Source organism: Streptomyces sp. NPDC007901 (assembly GCF_042959465.1).
GTDB lineage: Bacteria > Actinomycetota > Actinomycetes > Streptomycetales > Streptomycetaceae > Streptomyces.
The window spans coordinates 383,725-406,575 of record NZ_JBIBKW010000004.1 but is presented as its reverse complement, the minus strand read 5'-3'; the positions used below and the strand labels follow the sequence as shown (position 1 = coordinate 406,575).

Sequence of the window (22,851 nt, the reverse complement as noted above, 5' to 3'; positions counted from 1 at the left end):
CCGGCGACCTCGGTACCGCGGCCTAATGTTGCGGACGTGTCTCCCGGTGCATGACCTGGCAGTCGGGGCCGGGGGACATGATGGCCTCGTGGCCGTCCTCGAAGCGGACCCGGTAGGGCGGGGTGCCCTCCGGTCCCAGCACCTTGACGATGGTCGAGACATGGTCGTGCTGACCGACCACCCTGCCGTGCTGGACAAGCTGGTCGCCCTCGGATGCACGCATCTCCAGGGCCTCCTCACGATCGCGATCGTTGGGTGACGGCGATGCACACGAGCACGGCGGCGGCCGTGAGTGGAGCGGCCGCGGAGAGGTGCTCGCCCAGCAGCAGCACCGACCACACCAGTGTGAGCAGCGGCTGGGCCAACTGCAACTGGCTGGCCTTCGGAATGCCGACGGCCGCCATGCCCCGGTACCAGACCACCAGGCCGAGGAACTGGGAGCCCGCCGCCACCCACAGCACACCGGCCACGCCGTGCGCGTTCCAGACGACCGGCTCGTACGACAGCGCGAGCACGGCGGCCGGCACGGTGAGCGGCAGACAGAGCACCAGCGCCCAGCCGATGACCTGCCAGCCCGGCATGATCCGGGCCAGCCGGCCGCCCTCGGTGTACCCGGCCGCACACACCACGAGGGCCGCGAAGAGATAGGCGTCGGCGGTGGTGAGCGCCCCGCCGCTCTGGGCGACCGTGAACGCCAGCACGGCCGCCGCCCCCGCCAGCGCCGCCGCCCAGAAGGTGCGGGAGGGGCGGATGCCCATGCGCAGGGCCGAGAAGAGGGCGGTGGTCAGCGGGAGCAGGCCCACCACCACGGCCGCGTGCGAGGTGGTCGAGGTCTCCAGGGCGAGCGTGGTCAGCATCGGGAAGCCGAGCACCACCCCGGCCGCCACGACGGCGAGTCCCGCCCAGTGCCGGCGCTCGGGCAGCCGTACCCGGAGAAACAGCAGACAGCCGCCCGCCATGGCCGCCGCGAGCACACTGCGCACCGCCACCAGCGACCAGGGCCCGAAGCCCTTCAGGCCCCAGGCGGTGGCCGGGAAGGTGAGGGAGAAGGCGACGACTCCGAGGGCGGCCTGCAGGGTGCCGAGCCGGTGGGCGGCGGGGGCGGCAGCGGTGGCCGGAGCGGCCGTGGGGGAAGTGGCGGCCCGAGTCGCCGGGGGAGTGGCGGGCGGAGTGGCCGAGGGAGTGCCCGCCGTGCCCGTCGAAGTCGCCTGCGGGGTGCTGACCGCTATCGCCGTCGGGTCGGTAGCGCTACTCTGTGCTCTCATGCAAGAGCGTAGCAGTGTCCTTGAACTGGCGGAACAGCTGCGGCGTGACCTCGACCGCTACTCGCCGGGAGGAAAGCTCCCGTCGAGTCGGGTGCTTGTCGAGCGGTTCCGGGTGAGCCCGGTGACGGTCTCCCGGGCGCTGGCGCAGCTGGTCGCCGAGGGGCTGGTCGTCACCCGGCCCGGCGCCGGCGCCTTCAAGGCCCGGCCCCGCGCCGCGGCCGAGCCCGTCGGGGACACCTCCTGGCAGGAGGTGGCGCTCAGCGCGGACGGCGCCCTCGACGTGGTCCCGCGCACGGTGGACGCGTCCGGGGTCACCGTCTGCCTGGCCGCCCCGCCGCCCGGGGTGCTGGAGTTCAACGGCGGCTATCTGCACGCCTCCCTGGAGCCCGAGCGGGCGCTGGCGGCGGCCCTGGCGAGGGCCGGCCGGCGCCCCGGCGCCTGGGGCCGGCCGCCGCTGGACGGGCTGCCGGAGCTGCGCGAGTGGTTCGCCCGCGAGATCGGCGGCGCCGTCACCGCCGCCGAGGTGCTGATCGCGGGCGGCGGCCAGTCCGCCCTGGCCACCGCCCTGCGCGCGCTCGCCCCGCCCGGTGCCCCGGTCCTCGTCGAGTCCCCGACCTACCCCGGCATGCTCGCCATCGCCCGCGCCGCGGGGCTGCGCCCGGTCCCGGTCCCGGTCGACCCCGACGGCGTGCGGCCGGACCTCCTCGCCGACGCCCTCCGGGCCACCGGCGCCCGGGTCTTCGTCTGCCAGCCCCTCTTCCAGAACCCGACCGGCGCCGTCCTCGCCCCCGACCGCCGCGCCGAGGTGCTGCGCATCGCCCGCGCGGCCGGCGCGTTCGTCGTCGAGGACGACTACGTACGACGGCTGGTGCACGCGGACTGCGGCCCGCTGCCCCGCCCGCTCGCCGCCGACGACCCCGACGGAGTCGTGGTCCATGTGGGCTCGCTGACCAAGGCCACCTCGCCGAGCCTGAGGGTGAGCGCCCTGGCCGCCCGCGGTCCGGTCCTGGAACGCCTGCGCGCCATCCAGATCGTCGACACCTTCTTCGTCCCCCGCCCGCTCCAGGAGGCGACCCTCGAACTCGTCGGCTCCCCGGCCTGGCCCCGCCACCTGCGCAGCCTCTCGGCCGAGCTGAAGACCCGCCGCGACACCATGACCGGCGCCCTCGCCCACCACCTCCCCGAACTCGCCCTCCCGCACATCCCGTCCGGCGGCTACCACCTCTGGCTCCGCCTGCCCGACGGCACCGATGACGGGCTCCTGACCGGCGCGGCCCTCCGCGCGGGCGTCGCCATCACCCCCGGCCGCCCGTACTTCAGCGCCGAACCGCCGGCCGCCCATGTCCGCCTGAGCTTCGCGGCGGTCGCCGGGACCGGGGAGATCACCGAGGGGGTACGACGGCTGCGGGCCGCGTGCGACGAGGTGCTGGGGTCCGGATCATGAAATCCGATCGACGCCGGCCTCCCATCCCGGCGAGGATCCCCGCATGAGCGACGCACCCAGCCTCCCCGAGGGCTACGAATTCTCCGCCGAGACGGACCGCGTGGACGTCGAGCGCGTACACGGCTGGCTGTCCACCGACGCCTACTGGGCGACCGGCCGCCCGCGCGAGCAGCACGAGCGCGCGATGGCGGGCTCGCTCAACTTCGGGGTGTACGACACCGCCACCGGGGAGCAGGTGGCCTACGCCCGCGTGGTCACCGACCAGGCGCTGTTCGCCTGGCTCGCCGACGTGTACGTCGACCCGTCGGTGCGCGGCAAGGGCGTCGGCACGGCGATGGTCGGAGCGATCCGCGAGCACCTGAGGCCGTGCGGCATACGGCGCGTCCTGCTGGCCACCCACGACGCCCACGGGGTCTACCGGAAGCTCGGATTTGCCCCGCTCGAACACCCGGACCAGTGGATGGCGCTCTACTACGAGTCACCCGCGTGACATTCCGGCTGACTTGTCGGACACCTCCTGACCACTGGGTAACATTTCGTCCACCTCGGACGACTCACTGCCCGGCAGCCCTTGACCTGCGCACATGAGCGTCACACCATCGCCGCATGTCACTTCGGGTCACGTTCGTCGCAGCCGCGCGCAGCTCACCGCTGCTCGCGGAGCGTTTCGAGGACGACCGCCCGCTGGACCAGGCGGGCTGGGAGGAGGTGCAGCGGGTCGCCGGTGACCTGCTGCCCCTGGCGGCGGCCGAGCTGCGCTACTGCTCGCCGACCCCGCGCAGCCGTGCGACCGGCGACGCGCTGGGGTACGCCCCGCTGGTCCAGCTCGCCCTGCGCGACTGCGACATGGGCCGCTGGCGCGGGCTGACGCTGGGCGAGGCGATGGCGAGAGAGCCGGACCTGGTGGACGCCTGGCTCGCCGACCCGCGCGCCACCCCGCACGGCGGCGAGTCGCTGCTGGCGTTCATCTCCCGGGTCGGCGGCTGGCTGGACACCCGCCCGGTGGGCGACGGCGGCCGGATCGTCGCGGTCGCCGAACCCTCGGTGATCCGCGCGGCGCTCGTCTACGCCCTCAAGGCACCGCCCTCGACCTACTGGAACATCGACGTGCGCCCCCTCTCGACGACCACGGTGACCGGCCTCGCCGGCCGCTGGAACCTGCGGCTGGACGTGTCACCGGCTCATTCCTCCCGCACGTAGACGCTCCGCTGGGTGCGCCGAGGCACGTTGTGTGTCGGCTGCCGCGCCGTCGTGGCCGGTAGCGCCCACGCGGCGGTAGCCGCACATCCATACAGCCCCGCGCCCCTTCGGGGCGCTCCCGGGCGGGCTCAGTCGGTCTCGCGCACGTAGTCCGTCGTCAGGACCAGGTCCTTTGCCGGGCCGCCGACCTGCCATACCGTGCGCCAGTGGTCGGCGTCCTGGACGGTGAACTCGCCGTGGTAGAGGTCGGCCGCGCAGGGGTGGTCGGCGATATGGCGCCCCGACGTCAGGTCCAGGTCGTGGAAGGGCCGCCCGTCGGCGAAGCGCACGTCTGCCGTGCCCGGCCGGGCCCCGGGCAGGAAGCGAAGCGTTCGCTCGGCGGGCCGGGGCACCCCCTGCCAGGTGAACGTTCCCGACTCCTCGTGCAGCAGCCCGCCGTCCGGCAGCGGCCGGAACAGCGTGGTGCCCTCGAACCGCCCCTCGTCCCCGCCCGCCAGGTCCCGCACGGTCCGCTCGACCCGCCACCGCCCGCCGAGATGGGCCAGCACGTCCGGCACCGGCCAGAACCCGTCGTCCACGGTCCTCACATCTTCGGTCGGGGGAGAGCTGGTCGGTATCGTGCGCTCGGCCTGCTGCCGGACCTCCTGGTGCGCGGCGTAACTGGTCGCCCGGGACGCCTCCTCGTACGCGGCCAGCGCCCCACCGAGCCCGCCGCCCGCGGCAACAGCGTCTGCATGCCCTGACCCTACGCCCGCCCCATTGACGCGCTCATGCCCCGTACCTATCTTTCCGTTCGAAGTGCTGACCGCTGTCCGATATTTCGAATAAGCAACTCCTGAGCAACTCCTTCACGAGCCGCGGAGTATCCATGTCACGCACCACCCGCACCCGGCTGAGACTCGGCCTTGGGGCAAGCGCTTTCCTGCTGGCCGTCGGGCTGGTCCCGGCCCCCGCCCACGCCGAGGACACCACCGACTACGCGATCACCGTCGACCCGACCACGCGGGGCGCCAAGATCGACAAGACGATGTACGGCGTCTTCTTCGAGGACATCAACCGGGCCGCCGACGGCGGCCTGTACGCGGAACTGGTCCAGAACCGGTCCTTCGAGTACACGACCGACGACAACAAGTCGTACACCCCGCTGACCGCCTGGACGGTCACCGGCACCGCCCAGGTCGTCGACGACTCCGGCCGCCTCGACGACCGCAACCGCAACTACCTCTCCCTGGCCGCCGGTTCGTCCGTGAGCAACTCCGGCTACAACACCGGCATCCGGGTCGAGAACGGCAAGAAGTACGACTTCTCGGTCTGGGCCCGCGCCGAGGCCGGCACGACCCTCACGGTCGCCCTCTCCGACTCGGGCGGCACGCTCGCCACCGCCCGCCAGGTGGCGGTGAAGAAGAACGGCTGGGCCACGTACAAGGCGACCTTCACCGCGACCCGCACCAGTTCCACCGGCCGCCTCACCGTGGCCAGTTCGGACGCCGCCGCGCTCGACATGGTGTCCCTCTTCCCGCGCGACACCTACAAGCACGAGCCCAACGGCCTGCGCAAGGACCTCGCCGAGAAGATCGCCGCCCTGCACCCGGGCTTCGTCCGCTTCCCCGGCGGCTGCCTGGTCAACACCGGCTCGATGCAGGACTACAGCGCGGCCTCCGGCTACCAGCGCAAGCGGTCGTACCAGTGGAAGGACACCGTCGGCCCGGTCGAGACGCGTGCCACCAACGCCAACTTCTGGGGCTACAACCAGAGTTACGGCCTCGGCTACTACGAGTACTTCCGCTTCGCCGAGGACATCGGCGCCATGCCGCTGCCCGTCGTCCCGGCCCTGGTCACCGGCTGCGGCCAGAACAAGGCCGTCGACGACGACGCGCTGCTCCAGCGGCACATCCAGGACGCCCTCGACCTCGTCGAGTTCGCCAACGGCCCGGTGACGTCGAAGTGGGGTGGGTTGCGCGCGCAGATGGGCCACCCCAAGCCCTTCCACCTCACCCACATCGAGGTCGGCAACGAGGAGAACCTGCCCACCGAGTTCTTCGCCCGCTTCACGCGGTTCCGGGCCGCGATCCAGGCGAAGTACCCGTACCTGCAGGTGATCTCCAACTCGGGCCCGGACGACTCCGGCACGACCTTCGACACGGCCTGGCAGCTCAACAAGGACGCCGAGGTCGACATGGTCGACGAGCACTACTACAACAGCCCGCAGTGGTTCCTGCAGAACAACGACCGCTACGACTCCTACGACCGGAGCGGGCCCAAGGTCTTCGTCGGCGAGTACGCCTCGGGCGGCAACACCTTCAAGAACGGCCTCGCCGAGGCGGCCTACATGACCGGCCTCGAACGCAACGCGGACGTCGTCAAACTCGCCTCCTACGCGCCGCTGTTCGCCAACGAGGACTATGTCCAGTGGCGCCCGGACCTGGTGTGGTTCAACAACCACGCCTCCTGGGACTCGGCGAACTACGAGGTCCAGAAGCTGTTCATGAACAACGTCGGCGACCGGGTGGTGCCCTCCACGGCCACCGGCACCCCGTCGCTGCTTGCCCCGATCTCCGGCGCCGTCGGCCTGTCGACCTGGAACACCAGCGCCGCCTACGACGACGTCAAGGTCACCGACGCCGACGGGAACACCCTGCTCTCCGACGACTTCTCCGGTGACGCCTCGCAGTGGACGCACACCGGCGGCGGCAGCTGGGAGGTCCAGGACGGGCAGTACGTCGAGACCTCCGACACCGCCGAGAACACCATGGTCCAGGCCGGTGACACCAACTGGCACGACTACGACCTGCATGTGAAGGCCACCAAGAAGTCCGGCAAGGAGGGCTTCCTCGTCGCCTTCGGCGTCAAGGGCACCGGCGACTACTACTGGTGGAACATCGGCGGCTGGAACAACACCCAGACCGCGGTCGAGCAGGCCGTGGCCGGCGGCAAGTCCACGCTGATCGCCAAGGCCGGGTCGGTGGAGACCGGCCGTGCCTACGACGTCGACATCAAGGTACGGGGCCGGCAGGTCACCCTCTACCTCGACGGACAGGAGTGGGGCAGCTTCAAGGACGACAAGCCCGCCGAGCCGTTCCGGCAGGTCGTCACCGAGGACAGGAAGACCGGCGACCTGATCGTCAAGGTCGTCAACGCCCAGTCCTCGGCGGCCCGCACGGCCGTCGACCTCGGCGGTGCGAAGGTGGCCGGGAAGGCCCGGGTGACCACGCTCGCGGCGGCGCCCGACGCGGTGAACACGGAGACGTCCACCGCGGTCGCCCCCGTCACGTCCACCTTCACCGGGGTCGCGGACACGTTCACCTACACCTTCCCGGCGAACTCGGTCACCTTCCTGCGGATCAGGCAGAAGTAGCGTCCGGCGCGGGCTGCTGGGCCACCGGCAGCAGCCCGCGCTCGGCGAACACCTTCTTCGCGACGAAGGTGGCGTTGAGGGCCTTCGGGAAGCCGCAGTACCCGGCGGAGTGCAACAGGGCCTCGACGATCTCCTCGGGGGTCAGGCCCACGTTGAGGGACGCGTTGACGTGCACCTCCAGCTGCGGCTCGCAGCCGCCCAGCGCGGTGAGCATGCCCAGGGTCACCAACTGCCGGTCCCGGGGCGCGAGTCCGGGGCGGCTGTAGATCTCGCCGAAGCCCCAGGCGACGACCTGGTGGCCCAGTTCGGGGTTGATGTCGGCCAGCGAGTCGATGACCCGCTGCCCGACCTCGCCGTCGACCTTCCGCAGGACCTCCAGGCCGTGGGCGAAACGTTCTTCGCGCGTGGTGCTCTCGCTCATGTCAGCTCTTCCGTTCTCCTCGGATCCGGTCACGACCAGAAGAACGCTAGGAGTTGGAGCGTGCTCCAGGTCAAGCCGGTTTCCGCGGTCACCCCAGCGCGCGCAGTGCGGCGACCCGTTCGCCCAGGAACGTCCGGGTCCAGTCGGCGTGTTCCCCCGTATAACCCCGGGGGCCGCACTCCACGACCAGGATCAGCCCCAGGTAGAGGCCGTACAGCGCGAGGCGGTGGCGCAGGGCCGGGGTGAAGTCGAGCCGGCCGCCGGCCTGTACGTACCCCGCGACCAGATCGCTGTCCGGGCCGATGTCCCCGCCGAACTCCAGGGATACCAGTTCGGCGGCCGGATCGCCCCAGAAGGCCCGTTCATGGTCGATGAGGCCGGTGATCCGGGCCCCGTCCCGGGCGTGGTCGACGAAGATGTTGCCCGGCCACAGGTCGAAGTGGACCAGGCGGGGCTCGGTGACCTCGTCGAGGGCCCGGCCGCCCTCGGCCACCAGGGCACGTATCCCGGCGGCGGACACCCCGAGGTCGGACCTCCAGCGCTCGGCGTCCTCCAGGATGGCCTCCACCATGGCGGTGAAGGCGGTGGGCCAGTCGGCGGCGGACAGGTCCGCTTCCGGCGCCGGGTAGCCGAACCGGCCGTCCTCCGAGGTGATGGTGTGCAACCGGGCGGTGATCGCGCCCAGTTCATGGCGCAGCGCGGCCGCCGTGGCGGGCGGCAGGTGCTCGGCCGCCTTGTCCCACGGGGTCCCCTCCAGTACGGAGACGGCGAGGAAGTCGGCCCCCGAGTGCAGCAGCGCGGGCGTCGGCACCGCTGTGTCGGCCGGCGCGGCGAGCCGCCGGTAGACCATGGCCTCGGTCGCCATGATGCCCCGCTCGTACCTCAGCACGGGTGCTCCGGCGGGCGGGGCGAGCTTCACCACCGCCGGGCGTCCGTCGTCGAAGCGCACGCGGTAGGCGGTGTTGAACCAGCCGTCGGTCAGTTCCGCCTCCAGCCGGCACCCGACGCCCGTCGCCGCGCGAAGGAGAGCGTCGAGTTCGGGCGCGGACAACTGCCGCTTGGTCAGGCTCTGCATGGGGCGACTCGCTCTCGTCCGGGGCTGTCTGGGAGCGCTCCCGAACGTACGGGAACGCTGTCTGGGAGCGCTCCCGAACGTACGGGAACCGGTCAGTCGTCATCCCTGCTTCGGATGGTTTCCGCGGCCTCCAGCAGTTCGGAGAGCACGGTCCGCACCGCCCTGCGGGCCGCGCGCTCGGGACGGTGGAGCACGTCGATGTGGCGGTGGGCCTCGATGCCGTCGAGCGGCCGCAGGGTGATGCCCGGGTGCGGGCGGGAGGTCCAGCGGGGCATCAGGGCGACTCCGCCGCCCGCGGCGACCACCTCGGCGACCACCGCGATCTCGTTGACCCGGTGGACGATGTCGACCCGGTGCCCGGCCGCGGCGGCGACGGCCTCGACGGTCGCGAGCAGCGGGAAGCCGTCGTGCACGGTGATCCAGGGCTGGCCGGCCACGTCCCGCGCGGTCAGCGTGGGCCGTTCCGCGAGCGGGTGGCCGACGGGCAGGGCGATGTCGAGGGGTTCGCGCAGCAGCGGGGTGGCCGTGACGGTCCGGGGCCAGGGCGGGGCGTGGTCCAGGCGGTGGGCGAGGACCAGGTCGTAGGCGCGGGTCAGGGGCGGGAAGTCGGCCTGGGCCACGTCCTCGTCGTGCAGGGCGAGCCGGGGAGAGCCGGGCTCGCGCAGCCGGCGGAGCAGCAGCGGGAAGAACGCGGCGGCCCCGCTGTGGAAGGCGGCCAGCGACACCTGGGCGTCGGGCTCGTCGACGTACGCGTCGATGGTGTGGCGGGCCCGGGCCAGCGCCGTCTCCACCCCGATCGCCGCGTCGGCCAGGGCCTGCCCGGCCGCCGTGAGGACCAGCCGGCGCCCGGCGCGTTCGGTGAGCGGGACCGGGATCGAGCGCTGCAGCAGGCGCAGCTGCTGCGAGATCGCCGAGGGCGTCACCCGCAGCGCCTCCGCGACCGCCGTGACACTGCCCAGTTCGCCCAGCTCCCGCAGGACCCGCAGCTGCCGTTCGTCCACGGCATGAGTGTAGCTTCACTAAAGGGTTGGTTGAGCAAGTCGTCGTTTACTTCAACATGCAGGTCGTGGATCGTGAACGGCATGCCGACCAGCCGTCGTACCGACGGGGTGCTCCTGGCCGTCGCCGTCGTCTGGGGCTCCAGCTACCTGACGGCGAAGGCGGCCACCGGCGCGCTCCCCGTTCTGATCGTCCTCTTCCTGCGCTACGCCCTCGGCGCCCTCGCCTGCCTCCCCGCGCTGCGCGGGTCCCGCGCGCTCACCCGCGACGAGCGGACCTACGGCGCGCTGCTCGGCCTCACCCAGGCCGCGGTCCTCGTCCTGGAGACGTACGGCGTCGCCCACACCAGCGCCGGGAACGCGGGCCTGATCATCAGCCTCACCCTCGTCCTCACCCCGATCCTGGACCGGGCGGTGCTTCCGGGACGGTTCTTCCTGGCCGCCGGGGCGTGCGTGGCGGGGGTCGGGCTGCTCGTGTCCGGCCACGGGCTGCGGGCCCCCGGAGCCGGTGACCTGCTGATGCTCGCGGCGGCGGTGGTCCGGGCGGGCCATGTGGTGCTGCTCGGGCGGGTGACCGCGCGCCGGGCCCTGCGCCCGTTCCAGCTGACCGCCGTACAGAGCGTCGTGGGGGCGGTCCTCTTCCTGGTGCCCGCGGCGCCCGGACTGCCGCAGCTCGCCCGGACCGGCGCCGCCACCTGGGCCCAGCTGCTCTATCTGGCCCTGTGCTGCGGACTGTTCGCCTTCCTCGCCCAGACCTGGGCCGTCCAGCGCACCTCCCCGACCCGGGCCGGCCTGCTCCTCGGCACCGAACCGGTGTGGGCCCTGCTGACCGGCGTCGCCCTCGGCGGCGATCGCCTCACCGTGCTCTCCGCGCTCGGGGCCGCGCTGATCGTCGGCGGAACATACTGGGGCCAAGCCGTCGAACGCGGCCATCGCGCCCTCTCCCTGACGACCGCCCGCGACGCGGCCCTCGACGACGCCAATACAGGCCTCACGCAAGCACGTTAACCTGAAAAACATTTCTTCGAAATCTTTTGTTTCCTTTGAAGTCGCGAATTCTTTCCGGGTCGCACGCGGATTCGGAATTCGACTTATTACTTCACAGGCGAGACACAACCATCAGGAACCACTACCCGTCTAAGTCGGCGAAACACCGACCTGCGGGGAGTAACGCCCCCGATTTCCTCTGGGGGCCGCACAGAATGAATCGCACCACCCTGACCGGGCACGAACAGGGGGCGAAACCGGCAGGGGGCGAAGAGCGGGAGACGGTATCCGCGAGACGGCTCCGGGCCGATCCGCGGTGGGCCGCCGCCCTGCTCGCGGCCGTCCTCACCACCGTCGCGTTCTGCGCGGCCGACGTGGTGGCCCGCAGCTACCCCTTCGGCTCCCGCACCCGCAGCGTCAACGACCTCGGCAACCAGTACGTGCCCTTCCACGCCCACCTGTGGGACCTGCTGCACGGCAGGGCCGACGGCGGCCTCCTCGTCAACTGGCAGTCCGGGTACGGCTCCAGCTTCCTGCCGGACGTCGGCACTTACCTGAGTAGTCCGTTCGCCCTCCTTGTCGCGGTGTTCCCGCGCGATGAGATCGACCTCGCCGTCTACACGATCACCGTGCTGAAGACGGCCACCGCCGGCGCCGCCATGGCCTTCCTGCTGCTCACCCTGCGCCGCGGCCGCTGGTGGGCGGCCGGTCTCCTGGGCGCCTCCTACGCCCTGTGCGGCTGGAGCCTCGCCCTCGCCTCCTACAACCCGATGTGGCTCGACGGACTGATCGCGCTCCCGCTGCTCTGCCTGGTCGGCGAGTGGGCGCTGGCCGGACGCCGTCCGCTGGTCGGGGTGCTGATCGTGGCGCTCGCCTGGATCGCCAACTTCTACACCGCCTACATGGCCACCCTCGGCGCCGCCCTGGTGCTGCTGCTCCGGCTGGTGCTCGCCGAACTGCCCTGGCGGCGCGCGCTCGCGGTCGTGGGCCGGGCCGCGGTGACCGTCGGGCTCGGCATGGGGCTGGCCGCGCCCCTGGTGATCGTCGTCTACTCCGGCACCAAGCACGCCTACCCCGGCCGCGAGGGCCACTTCGCCCCGGTCGGCGTCGACGACCTGCTCGCGCGGCTGCTGCCGACCACCTACAGCTACAGCTCCCCGGCCCTCTACGTCGGCATCACCGCGCTGGTGCTCGCCCTCGCCCTGCCCTTCCACCGAGCCGTCCCGGTCCGGGTGCGCGCGGGCTGGACCGTGCTGGTGCTCCTGGTCGCCCTCTCCCTGCAGTGGGCGCCGACCAGCCTGGCCTGGCACGCCTTCGCCGCCCCGAACGGCAGCTCCTACCGCCAGGCCTTCGTGCTCTGCGCCCTGCTGGTCATCGCCGCTTGGCATGCCCTCGCCTACGGGATGCCGGACTGGCGGGCGCTGGGCGCCGCTGCTGTGCTCCTGGTCCTCGTCGCCGCCGTCGCGAGCCGCAGCACCCTGACCCAGCAGCATCATCACCACACCTGGCCGGTGGTCCTGCTCGCCGCCGCGGGCACCCTGGGCGGTCTCGCCCTGCTCGGCCTGAGGAACGGCAGGCCCGTGCTGGTCGGCCTGGCCGCGCTGCTGCTGGTCGGCGCTCAGTTCGGCGAGGCCGCCGCCACCTCCGCCGTGGCCACCCGGATGCGCCTCGGCCAGATGGACGACTACGCGCCCTGGGGCGACCGCCAGCAGCGCGAGGCGGACGCCGTCGCCCAGGCCGACGCCTGGCCGAGGTACCGCACCGAACCCGGCCGCGACCAGACCGTCGCCAACGACCCGATGATGGTGGGCGGCCAGGGTTCCCAGTACTACAGCAGCCTCACCGCCGGCGTCCTCAGCCGCACCATGACCGCCCTCGGCGACGGCTGGACCTCGCGCGGCCGCAGCCTGCAGAGCCTCGACAACCCCGTCACCGACGCGGTCTTCTCGGTGGGCGCCCGGGTGCACAACCCGCCGGACCCGCACCAGACATGGCTGCCCCAGGGCGGCGGCCCGTCGACCGTCACCCGCCAGGACGTCCCGCCGCTGGTGACCGTGCGGCCCACCGCCGCGCACAGCACCCCCGCCGCCTTCGGCCCCTCGCCGTACCGCAACCAGGAACTGCTCCTCGGCGCCCGCGTCTACACCCTGCCCCGCACCGCCCTCAGCGGCGAGCGGAAGGGCGACGAGATGCGCGGCCTGCTGGTCGACGGACCACAGACCGTCAGCGCCCAGTGCCGGGCCGGGAGTTCGGTCTTCCTGTGGGCACCGCACTACTCCGGTACGGCCCAACTCGCCAGTGGCGGCGAGCGGAAGCTGTTCCGCTCCGACGCCGAGGGCACGAAGATCGCCGCGATGCAGCCGCTCGGCACGGTGCGCGCCACGGGGCGGGTGCGGATCGAGCTGACGCCCAACCGGCTGAGCCGGATACCGGCCCAGGGCGCGGTCGGCTGCCTCGACACCGCGAAACTCCGCGCCGCCGTCGGGCGGTTGAAGTCCTCCGGCGCGACCGAGGTGACCGTCTCCGACGGCACCCTGCACGCCCGGCTCCCCGCCGGCAGCAGGGGAACCGCCGTCGTGGCCGCCCCCAGGATCGCCGGCTGGCGCTGCTCCGCCGGCGGCCCCGAGGTCGCGGCGAGCGAGTTCCACGGCCTGATCGCCGTCCCGCTGGGCGCCTCCGCCACCAGCCTCACCTGCACGTTCCACCCGCCCGGCCTGCGCCTGGGCACGGCCGTCGGCGGCGCCTCACTGCTGACCCTGATCCTGCTCGGCACCCTCTCGGCCGTGCGCCGCAGAACCACCGCCCGCTCCGGAGAGCGCACGACCACCGCTCACTGACCCGTTCCCAGGGGGAGAACAACCCATGCTGATATCGATCGTCGCGCCCTGTTACAACGAGGAAGACGTCATCGAGCGCTTCCACGAGCAGGTCCAGAAGATCGCCAACGAACTCCTGCCGCTCGGCCACGACATGGAGTTCGTGTACGTGGACGACGGCAGCCGTGACCGGACGCTGCCTCTCCTCAGCCAGCTCGCGGACCGCGACTCCCGCGTCCGGTACGTCTCCTTCAGCCGCAACTTCGGCAAGGAGTCGGCGCTGCTCGCCGGCCTGAAGCACGCCACCGGCGACGCCGTGATCGTGATGGACGCCGACCTCCAGCACCCGCCGGCCCTCATCAAGCGCATGGTCGAACTGCGCGGCGAGGGCTACGACCAGGTCATCGCCAAGCGCACCCGGCAGGGCGACCGCTTCACCCGCACCCTCACCGCCCGCCTCTACTACCGGCTCATCAACCGGCTCGTCGACGTCGAACTCGTCGACGGCGTGGGCGACTTCCGGCTGATGTCGCGCCGGGTGGTGGACGCCGTCGTGAACCTCACCGAGTACAACCGGTTCTCCAAGGGCCTGTTCGCCTGGGTCGGCTTCCCCAGCACCACCTTCGAGTACGAGAACGCGGTGCGCGAACACGGCACCAGCTCCTGGTCGTTCCGCAGCCTGCTCAACTACGGCCTGGACGGGCTGCTCTCCTTCAACAACCGCCCGCTGCGCGCCGCGCTCTACCTCGGCATGACCCTGCTCGCCCTCGCCGGCGCGTACACGGCGTGGATCGTGGGCGCCACGATGATCCACGGCGTCCAGACGCCCGGCTATGTCACCATCATTACAGCCGTCACCGCCCTGGCCGGCGTCCAGATGATCATGCTCGGGGTCATCGGCGAGTACACCGGCCGGATCTACTACGAGGTCAAGGGGCGCCCGCACTTCCTGGTGAAGGCGACGAACGTGGACCGAACGGAAGACCGCACCCGCGGCACGACGAAGGACCTCATCCCCTGATGCCGAACGCCCTGTCGACCGCCACCGGTCCCACCCGCCCGATATCGGGGCAGATCATCACGTTCGCGGTGGTGGGCGTCGTCAACACAGCGACGTACTACGGCCTTTACCTGCTCTTTCTCAGATATGTGCCGTACCTCGCCGCGCACATTGTCGCGTTTATGCTGAGCATGATCGGGTCGTTTTTTCTCAATGCGCGGTTCACTTACCGGACCCGTCCCACCTGGCGGAAATTCCTGCTCTTCCCGCTGACCAACGCGACGAATTTCGTGATCACCACGGTGGGCGTATACGTGATCGTCGACATGCTGCACGCGAACAGCCGCTTCGCGCCGCTGATGGCGTCGGCCGCGGCGATCCCCGTCACCTTCGTGGTGTCCCGGTGGGTCATGCTGCCGAAGGTGGAGGCGGCGTAACCGGGGGCAGCGGGTCCAGCACCGGGTTGGTGAGGTGCTGGTAGATGATCGAGGTGCGGAAGCCGACGATCTCGCGCCGGTCGGTGTCCTGCGCCGTGACATGGACCGGGAAGTCGCCGCTGCCGGTCATCGTGTAGACGGAGACGACCTCCGGCAGGGAGATCTGGGCCCGGTAGCCCTGGATGGTGCCGCGCTTGTGCAGCAGCCTGGTGCGCTCCAGGCAGGTGGACGGCGCGATGCCCAGCTTCTCGGCGGGCGCGCGGTTGGAGAGCCGACCGTCCAGCTGCAGATGGTGCACGATCGCCGAATCAACTTCGTCCATGACTGCCTCCATGCTCCCCGGACCGAATTTGGTTCGGCCGGCGCCCCGCGGTCGGCGGGTGCCGGCTGCGCCGCTACGACACCTGGCAGGGCGGGCTGACCGACGCGCTGCGCCTGTCGGAGGCCATGACCTGCAAGGCCGCGGTGGCCGGTCTGGACTTCGGCGGCGGCAAGAGCGTGATCGCCCTCGGCAGGGACACCGGACTCACCCCGGAGCTGCGCGAGGCCGCGCTGGAGGACCTGGGCGAGCTGATCGCCTCCCTGGCGGGGTCGTACCGGACTGGCCCCGACACCGGCCCGGCCGACATGGTGGTCCTGAAGCGGTTCTCGCCGTACGCGTACTGCGCGCCCGAGGAGCACGGCGGGACCGGCGACTCCGGCGGCCCCACCGCCACCGGTGTGCCGGCCGCGCTCCGGGCCGGCGCCCGGCACGTGTTCGGCGCCGCCTCCTGCGCCGGCCTGGCCGCCGAGGGCGCGCATGCCGTGGTCTCGGACGTGGACCGGTTCCGCAAGGACGCCGCCCTGGCGGCCGGCTGCGGATGGGTCGAGCCCGACCAGGCGCTGTCCGCGCCCGCCGACATCCTCGTCCCCGCCGCCGTCGGCGGCGTCCTCGACGAGGCGACCGTGCCCCGGCTGGCCGCGCCCCTGATCGTCGGCCCCGCCGACAACCAGCTCACCGACGAGTCCGTCGCCGACGCCCTCGCGGGCCGTGGCATCGTCTGCGCGCTCAGCCGGGAGTCGGAGCACCGCGGCCACGAGGCCGCCCACCGGTGGGTCGAGGGCATCGGGGACACCGTCACCCGCGTGCTCGACCTGGCCCGTTCGACCGGCGTCACCCCGCAGCCGGCCGTCCGGCGGATCGCCGAGGCCCGGCTCGCCGCCGCGACCGCACCCGTCCGGGCCGACTGACCGGGGCGGGATTGGCGAGGGGGCGGACGGGGCTGCTCTCGATCGGCGTCGTCGCGGGTGTGACCGAGAACTTTAGTTAGCGAATCATGGACTGAGACGCGCGGGTCGGGCGCGCGTAGAGAATCCTTGTTGGCAAATCATGAGAGACATAGTTGGCCAATGATGGGCTTGGATGCTCACTGTGAGTGAGTGACGGGGCGAGCCGGTTCCTCGTCGGCGATGCCGAGCGCCTGGTGAACTCGATCCCGTAGGCGCGGGACGTTCGGGGTTGGAAACGCCGATCTGGCATCCCGTAAGGCGCTCTACGAGTTCGTCCGCTTGGTCGCGGAGCGGACGGCGCCCGCCGAGGAGGGGGGATGTTCCTGCCGGTACCCCGTTCTGGCAGTTGCGGGAGGCGCTCAGGTCGGATGGCCTGGATCTTGTCGCGGAGTACGAGACCACCGAGGAGATGCGGGGCAGGTCCAGGTCGCGGCTGCTTGGTGCGCGTCTCCTGCCTCTCGACGGGCCCCGCGCGCCGCTGAGTGACGAGATCACAGCGCTGGAGCACGAATTCGACCGGCTCGGGTTGACCGTCGCCAGGAACTGCTACCGCCAGGCCGTGGACAATTTGGTGGAGCAGCGTTTCGAGGCGGCGAACGGCCACTTGAGAGCGTGTTCGAGGCTGTCGCCGTGAAGGCCTCGACCGTCAGCCTGGCCCCGGGCACGCAATCCTGCTACCCACTGGGCTCGCCTCGGCAGGGCGGTGTGCCTCGGAATCAGCCGTTGTCCGTGCCGGTCCGGCTGTGCCGGCCCTGGAGCAAGACGCTGCTGGGTGTCACGCCGAATGCCTGCTTGAAGGCTGTGCTGAAGTGGCCCATGTTGCTGAAGCCCCAGCGGAAGGCAACGTCGGTGACCGTCGTGCCGCCATGCGCACGTGAGAGGTCCCGGTAGCAGGCCTTCAGGCGACGCTCCCGGATCCAGCGACCCACTGTTGCGCCCGTACCGGCATGAGCGAGATGCAGCGTGCGAACGGAGATGTCGAACGCCTCGGCGATGGAGGAGGCGCAAAGGTCCGGATCATCCAGGTGATCCTCGATGTACCGGCGGGTCCCTATGACCAGCGCCTCGCGGGCGCTGCGGGAAACAGGCTGCTCCGGAGCGGGGACGAGGGCCGTTTCGAGGGTGTCGAAGAAGGTCTGGGAGGCAATGGCCAGATCCGTGTCGGACAGGTGGTCGAACTCGCGCGTGATGGCCTGTAGCTGAGCGGCAGCGATCGAGGCGAGCCCTGACCCTGGCCGCACGGAAACGACACCGTCGGCGCGGGAGGCACTTCCGGCAATCGCCTGGGGCAGCCGCTCGCGGGGCAGGAGCAGGTACAGCTCACGGTGGTCCCCCACGGCCTCGAAGTCGTGCGCCAGTTCACTGTCCCAAACCAGCAGGTCGCCGGGACCGAGTTCGACCTCGCTGCCGCCGACGTACCGGCACATCAGCCGTCCGGAGAGGGTCACGAGGACGCCCACGAGCGGGCCCTCGCTCGTGGCTGCCTGTCGGCCGGTGATTCGGCCGCAGCGGAGTTCTCCGACGGTCAGCTGGTCCAGCCTCCGGTACCGCACTGACACGCCGAAGGGTTCGGGCTCTGAGAACGACAGTGCCCAGCCCAGGTGCAGCTGGGACATCTTGCTGCTCCAGGCGTCCGGGACGTGATCTTGTGGGGACCCGTGGGTTGACCAGCTCAGGGCTGCTGTCATGCGCCATCACCTTCGTCGGCGTATGAATCGAGTGAAACCCGTTCCGCCGGGTCGTGACAAGCGCCCGTGCCGTCTGACGGACCAGCCGTCGGGCGCGGGATGCACGAATGCGGAACCCGGAGTGCGCTCTCACGGAAGCACGGTGGCCGGATGTTGCCCAGAGTTTGCCGCAACGTAAAAAGCGTAGAGCCGCGGCGCCAGCGCCTCGACTCATCACGGAAGGGAAGCAGCCGTGAGCGATCGCCGACCGGTTGTCATCTATGGAGCCAGCGGCTACACCGGCCGCCTGGTGGCCGAATACCTGCGCGAGTACAGCATTCCGTTCGTGGCAGCCGGCCGGAACAAGGCCAGGCTGCAGGAGATCATGAACGCCGTCCCGGGCATCGAGACGGCCGACTACGAGATCGCCGAGGTCGACGGCTCCGTCGAGTCCCTGGCCGCGCTCTTCGAAGGCAGGAAGGTCGTCTGCAACACGGTCGGTCCCTTCCTGCGGCACGCGCCCGCAGTACTCGAGGCCGCGCTGCGCGCGGGCTGTCACTATCTCGACACCGCCGGTGAGCAGTCCCACCAGCTCGCGGTCCTGGACGAGTGGGGCCCGAAGTACGCAGCAGCCGGACTTGCCGTGTCCACCGCCGTCTCCATGCAGTACGCGGTTCCCGACATCGTCGCCCGCATCGTCCTGGAGACCCCCGGCATCGACACGCTTGAGATCGGCCAGTACACCCGGAACATCCCGACGGTCGGATCGACGCAGTCGATGTTCGACGTGATCCGCAAGGACGCCTACTACCTGGAAGACAACGTCCTCAAGAAGTACGACGGCATCGTCCAGCAGGACATGGTCGTGCCCGGCACCACCCTGGTGGTCCCCGGCCTGAACTGGGGCGGCACCGCCATGCCGGTGTTCTTCCGGGACGACCGCCGCGTACGCACCTGCCGCATGTTCGTGGCGATGCAGAACGAGAAGGGTGACATCCCCCAGCGGGTACGCGAAGCGGAGCGCATGTTCAAGGTCCTCTTCCAGTGGCTGCCCGAGGAGAAGCTCTACCCGGCGCTCGACAAGGTGGCTGCCACCATGACGCCGGATACACCGGCCCGTGAGAACCGGCAGGTGAATCGTTCGGTCGACTGGTGCACGGGCCGCGGCAACAACGTCACGGCACGGGCGGTCATCCACGGCACGTCCGGATACCAGATCACCGGCCTGGTCCAGGCCTACGCCGCGATGCGGCTGCTCGGCAACACCTACCACGGTGTCGGGTTCCGCTCGCCCGCGCAGCTGGTGGGACACCGTGAGCTTCTGGGGGCTCTGGAGGCGTACGGGCTGGCGCGTGTGACCGAGGAGAGCGCGGCGTGACCAGCAGCTCACAGGTGTGGGTCGCCGGGGTCGGCATGACCCGGTTCGGGGTCCGGCCGGAGGCCTCGGTCAAGGACCTGACCCGGGAAGCGGTGACCGAGGCGCTGGCCGACGCCGGTGCCGAGCTCGGAGCCGTGCAGGCCGTGTACTTCGGCAACACCTGCCAGGACGTGCTCGAGGGGCAGGTCGTGGTCGCCGGCCAGATGGCGCTGCGCTCGATGGGCTTCGAGCGCATCCCGGTGGTCAATGTCGAGAACGCGTGCGCCACCGGCGCCACCGCGCTGCACCAGGCGATCATGCATGTGCGCTCCGGCGCGGCCGATGTCGTGCTCGCGGTCGGCGCCGAGAAGCTGAGCATCGGCGACAAGCGCAAGGCACTCGGAGTGTTCGACGGCGGCATGGACGTCTCGGACCCCGAGGGCGTGCGCGCCCTACTGACCGAACTCGGCGGCGAGCTTGCCGACGACGGCAAGCCGCGCAGCGTGTTCATGGACTACTACGCGGCACTCGCCCAGGCGCACATGGACGCCTTCGGCACGACCCAGAAGCAGCTCGCGGTCATCTCCGAGAAGAACCACGCGCACGCGGTGCACAACCCGCTCGCGCACTTCCGCGAGGAGATGTCGGCGGCGGACATCCTCGCGGCCCGGCCCGTCGTGGGGCCGCTCACGGTTCCGATGTGTGCGCCGCTCACCGACGGCGCGGCGGCGGCCATCGTCTGCAACGCCGCAGGCCTGCGACGGCTGGGCGCTCAGCACCCGATCCGGGTACTGGCCGCGGTGCTGGGCACCGGAACGGTGCGCCCGCTGTCGGCCTGGGACCGCTCGGCCACCCGGCTCGCCGCCCTGCAGGCCTACGAGGAGGCAGGCGTGGGGCCGGAGGACGTGTCGGTGGCAGAGGTCCACGATGCGTCGGCGTTCGGTGAACTCCTGCAGACCGAGCTGGTGGGGTTCTGCGAGATCGGTTCGGGCGGTGAGTTCGCGGAGTCCGGCGCCAGCCGGCTCGGCGGCCGCCTTCCCGTCAACCCGTCCGGAGGGCTGGAGTCCAAGGGCCACCCCATGGGCGCCTCCGGCCTCGCGCAGATCTACGAGCTCGTCCACCAGCTCCGCGGTACCTGCGGAGCCCGCCAGGTCCCCGACGCCCGCATCGCCCTCGCGGAGAACGGCGGCGGCCTGTACGCCGGCGAGGAAGCCGCCGCCGCGATCACCATCCTCAGCCCCTGACCGTCCGCCTGCACCAACCGAGGAGTCAGCGATGACCTATCAGACACTCAACGTCCGGCGTGACGGCCGGATCCTCTACGTCGACTTCAACCATCCGCCGGTCAACCTGATGACCTTCCAGATGGCCGGGGAACTTTTCGACCTCGGCGGGTCACTCGTCACCGACCGGGAGACGGCGGTGGTGGTCTTCGGCAGCGCCAACCCGGAGTTCTTCATCGCCCACTTCGACCTGGGCGACATCCTCCGGATGGACAGCGACCCGTCGGTTCCGCAGAGCCGCTACGACGACATCAACGCCCTGCAGGCCCTGACGACCATGTGGCAGAACCTGCCCCAGGTGACCATCAGCGTGGTCGACGGGATCTGCCGCGGCGCCGGGCTGGAGTTCCTGCTCGCGACGGACCTGCGGTTCGCCACGCCGGAGAGCCGGTTCGCCCTGCCCGAGACGAGCGGCGGCATCCTGCCCGCCGGTGGCGGTACGACACGACTGGCGATGCAGATCGGCCCGGCCCGCGCCCGCGAGGTGATCCTTTCGGCCCGTGACTTCACCGGTGAGGAGGCCGCGGCCTACGGCATCGTCAGCCGCGCGCTCCCGCGCGAGGAGTTGGACGCCTACACCGACACCCTGGCGCGCAACATCGCCAAGCGCCCGGCGAGCACGGTCGCCGCGGTGAACGAGGTGTTCAAGGACGTCTACGGCGCCCTGGTCGACGCCCAGTTCGCCGGCTTCGCCGCGGAGAACACCGCGCTGCGGGACCTGCTCGAGGTTCCCGGCACCAAGGAGGCCCTGCAGCTGATGACCGGCCTGCAGGACCTGGAGCACGAACGGGACCTGCCCGCGGCGATCGCCGCCGCGCAGTAGCGCCAGCCGCCCACAGGAACGCGAAGAGGACGACACAGTCATGACACAGCAAGGCAAGGGCGCGGCATCGGTACGGCCCGGGCTGCCGTTCGTGGAACAGAGCGGTTTCGAGATCCTCGGCGAGGAGGAGCGCGCCGTCCAGCAGGCGATGCACAAGTTCGCGCGCGAGGTGATGCGCCCGGCGGGTATCGCCATCGACAAGCTGAGCGCCGATGAAGTGATCGCACAGGGCTCTCCGTACTGGGAGTTCATGGCGACGGCCGCGGCGTCGGGAATCGAGTTCGACGCGGCCTCGGACGACGTGCCGCCGCAGGAGCTGGCCAAGCTCCAGGCGATCGTCGTCGAGGAGTTCGGCTGGGGTGACGCGGGCCTCGCGGTCTCGCTGGCGGGTGCCGCCTTCCCGAACATGATGGCCAAGCGAGCCGGCAACCAGGAACTGGTCGAGCTGACGGCGGGCAAGATCGGCGCCTGGGTCGCCACCCAGCCGGACCGCGGTTCGGACGGCACGATGCTCTACCCCGCCGAGCGCCACGCCCTCGCCCCGCAGGGCAACAAGGGCAACCTGACCGCGAAGATCAGCGGCGGCGACATCGTGATCAACGGGCAGAGCTCCGCCTGGGTCTCCAACGGCCCGGTTGCCCAGGTCGCGATCCTGTCCATCGTCGCCGACTACGGCGATGGGTACTTCGACAGCGAGGGCCACCCGCACGGCGTCGAGGTCGTCGTTCCCCTCGACCTGCCCGGGGTGACCCACGGCAAGCCGTTGGAGAAGCTGGGCAAGCGGGCCCTGCCCCAGGGTGAGCTGTTCTTCGACGACGTCAAGGTCCCTGTGCGGTACGCCGTTTCACTCGGCGACGACTACTGGCACGGCCACGCCTCCACCTGGTCCACGGCGGGTGTGGCGATGGGCGAGCTCATGACGGGGCTGGCCCGGGCGGCCCTCGAGTACGCGCTGGAGTACGTCCACGAGCGCCGCCAGGGCGGCGCGCTGCTGGCCGAGCACCAGATGGTGCAGAGCCGTCTCGGCGCCATGGCCCGCAAGGTGGAGACGATGCGCGCACTGGCCCGGCGGGCCGCCGAGTACACCGCGCTGTCGCCGGCCAAGCACCCCTACTACACCGGCGGAACCAAGGTCACCTGCACCGACCTCGCGTTCGAGGTGGCCGATGAGGCCCTGCAGCTGTTCGGCGGCAACGGACTGACCCGCGAGTACCCGATGGAGAAGCTCTTCCGCGACGCCCGGGCGGCCCGTATCGAGGACGGCGAGAACCATCTGCTCAACATGAAGTTCGGCTACCTGAACACGCAGCTGTACAAGGGCGGACGGGTCGGGTCCTGACCGCACCAGGCGGGTACCGCCGGCTTCGTCGGTTCCCGCCATCCGGGCCCGGACGGTCCTCGCCATGCCAGGACCGTCCGTTCCCGTGCGCCCCGGCGGGCACTTGGCCGCGGCG

21 protein-coding genes are annotated in these 22,851 nt (G+C 71.1%); 13 read left to right on the top strand and 8 right to left on the bottom strand.

Annotated features, from left to right (window positions below):
• Positions 1-22 precede the first annotated feature (22 nt).
• Together ACFZDK_RS16520 and ACFZDK_RS16515 are read right to left on the bottom strand one after the other, a co-directional pair.
• A complete protein-coding gene (locus ACFZDK_RS16520; RefSeq protein WP_390973055.1) occupies positions 23-223 on the bottom strand; it encodes a DUF1918 domain-containing protein in 201 nt (66 codons plus the stop codon).
• Between the two features lie 13 nt (positions 224-236).
• Positions 237-1,229, bottom strand: a complete 993-nt coding sequence (locus ACFZDK_RS16515) for an EamA family transporter (protein ID WP_390973423.1) — start codon at positions 1,227-1,229, stop codon at positions 237-239.
• Between ACFZDK_RS16515 and ACFZDK_RS16510 the strand changes: the two genes are divergently transcribed.
• The 3 genes from ACFZDK_RS16510 to ACFZDK_RS16500 all read left to right on the top strand — a co-directional run bounded on the left by ACFZDK_RS16510 (position 1,111) and on the right by ACFZDK_RS16500 (position 3,909).
• Positions 1,111-2,709: an aminotransferase class I/II-fold pyridoxal phosphate-dependent enzyme gene (locus ACFZDK_RS16510; protein WP_390973053.1), complete on the top strand. Its 1,599-nt coding sequence runs from the start codon at positions 1,111-1,113 to the stop codon at positions 2,707-2,709. The two genes, ACFZDK_RS16515 and ACFZDK_RS16510, sit on opposite strands and share 119 nt — an antisense overlap.
• 43 nt (positions 2,710-2,752) lie before the next feature.
• Positions 2,753-3,199 (top strand): GNAT family N-acetyltransferase, encoded by a 447-nt coding sequence (locus tag ACFZDK_RS16505; RefSeq protein ID WP_390973051.1) that lies wholly within the window; start codon positions 2,753-2,755, stop codon positions 3,197-3,199.
• A 116-nt stretch (positions 3,200-3,315) separates the two neighbouring features.
• Complete coding sequence (locus ACFZDK_RS16500; protein ID WP_390973049.1) at positions 3,316-3,909, top strand: histidine phosphatase family protein; 594 nt, start codon at positions 3,316-3,318, stop codon at positions 3,907-3,909.
• Positions 3,910-4,037: 128 nt separating this feature from the next.
• On the opposite strand, the gene ACFZDK_RS16495 is transcribed toward ACFZDK_RS16500, so the two are convergent.
• Positions 4,038-4,487, bottom strand: coding sequence for a DUF6314 family protein (locus tag ACFZDK_RS16495; RefSeq protein ID WP_390973048.1), 450 nt, complete (start codon positions 4,485-4,487; stop codon positions 4,038-4,040).
• A gap of 290 nt (positions 4,488-4,777) precedes the next feature.
• On the opposite strand from ACFZDK_RS16495, the gene ACFZDK_RS16490 reads away from it, so the two are divergent.
• On the top strand, positions 4,778-7,264 hold the full coding sequence (locus tag ACFZDK_RS16490) for an alpha-L-arabinofuranosidase C-terminal domain-containing protein (RefSeq protein WP_390973046.1): 2,487 nt from the start codon (positions 4,778-4,780) through the stop codon (positions 7,262-7,264).
• Here ACFZDK_RS16490 and ACFZDK_RS16485 read toward each other — a convergent pair.
• The 3 genes from ACFZDK_RS16485 to ACFZDK_RS16475 form a co-directional block, all read right to left on the bottom strand.
• Positions 7,251-7,685, bottom strand: a complete 435-nt coding sequence (locus tag ACFZDK_RS16485; RefSeq protein ID WP_390973044.1) for a carboxymuconolactone decarboxylase family protein — start codon at positions 7,683-7,685, stop codon at positions 7,251-7,253. The two genes, ACFZDK_RS16490 and ACFZDK_RS16485, sit on opposite strands and share 14 nt — an antisense overlap.
• An 88-nt stretch (positions 7,686-7,773) precedes the next feature.
• Positions 7,774-8,760: a phosphotransferase gene (locus ACFZDK_RS16480; RefSeq protein WP_390973043.1), complete on the bottom strand. Its 987-nt coding sequence runs from the start codon at positions 8,758-8,760 to the stop codon at positions 7,774-7,776.
• 92 nt (positions 8,761-8,852) lie between these two features.
• Positions 8,853-9,761: a LysR substrate-binding domain-containing protein gene (locus ACFZDK_RS16475; protein WP_390973041.1), complete on the bottom strand. Its 909-nt coding sequence runs from the start codon at positions 9,759-9,761 to the stop codon at positions 8,853-8,855.
• Positions 9,762-9,842: 81 nt separating this feature from the next.
• Between ACFZDK_RS16475 and ACFZDK_RS16470 the strand changes: the two genes are divergently transcribed.
• From ACFZDK_RS16470 to ACFZDK_RS16455, 4 genes are all read left to right on the top strand, one after another.
• Positions 9,843-10,766, top strand: coding sequence for an EamA family transporter (locus ACFZDK_RS16470; RefSeq protein ID WP_390973039.1), 924 nt, complete (start codon positions 9,843-9,845; stop codon positions 10,764-10,766).
• 194 nt (positions 10,767-10,960) lie between these two features.
• Positions 10,961-13,582, top strand: coding sequence for a YfhO family protein (locus ACFZDK_RS16465; protein WP_390973037.1), 2,622 nt, complete (start codon positions 10,961-10,963; stop codon positions 13,580-13,582).
• Between the two features lie 25 nt (positions 13,583-13,607).
• On the top strand, positions 13,608-14,582 hold the full coding sequence (locus tag ACFZDK_RS16460) for a glycosyltransferase (protein WP_390973035.1): 975 nt from the start codon (positions 13,608-13,610) through the stop codon (positions 14,580-14,582).
• Positions 14,582-14,998, top strand: a complete 417-nt coding sequence (locus ACFZDK_RS16455) for a GtrA family protein (RefSeq protein ID WP_390973033.1) — start codon at positions 14,582-14,584, stop codon at positions 14,996-14,998. The genes ACFZDK_RS16460 and ACFZDK_RS16455 overlap by 1 nt, the downstream gene beginning before the upstream one ends.
• Here ACFZDK_RS16455 and ACFZDK_RS16450 read toward each other — a convergent pair.
• Positions 14,970-15,320: an AsnC family transcriptional regulator gene (locus ACFZDK_RS16450; RefSeq protein ID WP_390973032.1), complete on the bottom strand. Its 351-nt coding sequence runs from the start codon at positions 15,318-15,320 to the stop codon at positions 14,970-14,972. The genes ACFZDK_RS16455 and ACFZDK_RS16450 overlap by 29 nt on opposite strands.
• Positions 15,321-15,322: 2 nt before the next feature.
• On the opposite strand from ACFZDK_RS16450, the gene ACFZDK_RS16445 reads away from it, so the two are divergent.
• Positions 15,323-16,228, top strand: coding sequence for a Glu/Leu/Phe/Val dehydrogenase dimerization domain-containing protein (locus ACFZDK_RS16445; RefSeq protein WP_390973422.1), 906 nt, complete (start codon positions 15,323-15,325; stop codon positions 16,226-16,228).
• Positions 16,229-16,983: 755 nt separating this feature from the next.
• Here the strand turns inward: ACFZDK_RS16445 and ACFZDK_RS16440 are convergent.
• On the bottom strand, positions 16,984-17,883 hold the full coding sequence (locus ACFZDK_RS16440) for a helix-turn-helix domain-containing protein (protein ID WP_390973420.1): 900 nt from the start codon (positions 17,881-17,883) through the stop codon (positions 16,984-16,986).
• Between the two features lie 304 nt (positions 17,884-18,187).
• Between ACFZDK_RS16440 and ACFZDK_RS16435 the strand changes: the two genes are divergently transcribed.
• Genes ACFZDK_RS16435 through ACFZDK_RS16420 form a run of 4 tightly spaced genes read left to right on the top strand, consistent with a single transcriptional unit; the run spans position 18,188 to position 22,736 of the window.
• A complete protein-coding gene (locus ACFZDK_RS16435; RefSeq protein WP_390046310.1) occupies positions 18,188-19,312 on the top strand; it encodes a saccharopine dehydrogenase family protein in 1,125 nt (374 codons plus the stop codon).
• Positions 19,309-20,535 (top strand): beta-ketoacyl synthase N-terminal-like domain-containing protein, encoded by a 1,227-nt coding sequence (locus ACFZDK_RS16430; RefSeq protein WP_390973030.1) that lies wholly within the window; start codon positions 19,309-19,311, stop codon positions 20,533-20,535. The genes ACFZDK_RS16435 and ACFZDK_RS16430 overlap by 4 nt, the downstream gene beginning before the upstream one ends.
• Before the next feature lie 31 nt (positions 20,536-20,566).
• On the top strand, positions 20,567-21,397 hold the full coding sequence (locus ACFZDK_RS16425; protein ID WP_390973028.1) for an enoyl-CoA hydratase-related protein: 831 nt from the start codon (positions 20,567-20,569) through the stop codon (positions 21,395-21,397).
• Positions 21,398-21,437: 40 nt separating this feature from the next.
• Positions 21,438-22,736 (top strand): acyl-CoA dehydrogenase family protein, encoded by a 1,299-nt coding sequence (locus ACFZDK_RS16420; RefSeq protein ID WP_390973027.1) that lies wholly within the window; start codon positions 21,438-21,440, stop codon positions 22,734-22,736.
• The last annotated feature ends 115 nt before the right edge of the window (positions 22,737-22,851 follow it).

Excerpts from the sequence above, each read along its gene's own strand:
- ACFZDK_RS16520 (WP_390973055.1), bottom strand. The coding sequence starts at position 223 with ATGCGTGCATCCGAGGGCGACCAGCTTGTCCAGCACGGCAGGGTGGTC.
- ACFZDK_RS16505 (WP_390973051.1), top strand. The coding sequence starts at position 2,753 with ATGAGCGACGCACCCAGCCTCCCCGAGGGCTACGAATTCTCCGCCGAG.
- ACFZDK_RS16500 (WP_390973049.1), top strand. The coding sequence starts at position 3,316 with ATGTCACTTCGGGTCACGTTCGTCGCAGCCGCGCGCAGCTCACCGCTG.
- ACFZDK_RS16490 (WP_390973046.1), top strand. The coding sequence starts at position 4,778 with ATGTCACGCACCACCCGCACCCGGCTGAGACTCGGCCTTGGGGCAAGC.
- ACFZDK_RS16485 (WP_390973044.1), bottom strand. The coding sequence starts at position 7,685 with ATGAGCGAGAGCACCACGCGCGAAGAACGTTTCGCCCACGGCCTGGAG.
- ACFZDK_RS16480 (WP_390973043.1), bottom strand. The coding sequence starts at position 8,760 with ATGCAGAGCCTGACCAAGCGGCAGTTGTCCGCGCCCGAACTCGACGCT.
- ACFZDK_RS16470 (WP_390973039.1), top strand. The coding sequence starts at position 9,843 with ATGCCGACCAGCCGTCGTACCGACGGGGTGCTCCTGGCCGTCGCCGTC.
- ACFZDK_RS16465 (WP_390973037.1), top strand. The coding sequence starts at position 10,961 with ATGAATCGCACCACCCTGACCGGGCACGAACAGGGGGCGAAACCGGCA.
- ACFZDK_RS16460 (WP_390973035.1), top strand. The coding sequence starts at position 13,608 with ATGCTGATATCGATCGTCGCGCCCTGTTACAACGAGGAAGACGTCATC.
- ACFZDK_RS16455 (WP_390973033.1), top strand. The coding sequence starts at position 14,582 with ATGCCGAACGCCCTGTCGACCGCCACCGGTCCCACCCGCCCGATATCG.
- ACFZDK_RS16450 (WP_390973032.1), bottom strand. The coding sequence starts at position 15,320 with ATGGACGAAGTTGATTCGGCGATCGTGCACCATCTGCAGCTGGACGGT.
- ACFZDK_RS16440 (WP_390973420.1), bottom strand. The coding sequence starts at position 17,883 with ATGTCCCAGCTGCACCTGGGCTGGGCACTGTCGTTCTCAGAGCCCGAA.
- ACFZDK_RS16425 (WP_390973028.1), top strand. The coding sequence starts at position 20,567 with ATGACCTATCAGACACTCAACGTCCGGCGTGACGGCCGGATCCTCTAC.
- ACFZDK_RS16420 (WP_390973027.1), top strand. The coding sequence starts at position 21,438 with ATGACACAGCAAGGCAAGGGCGCGGCATCGGTACGGCCCGGGCTGCCG.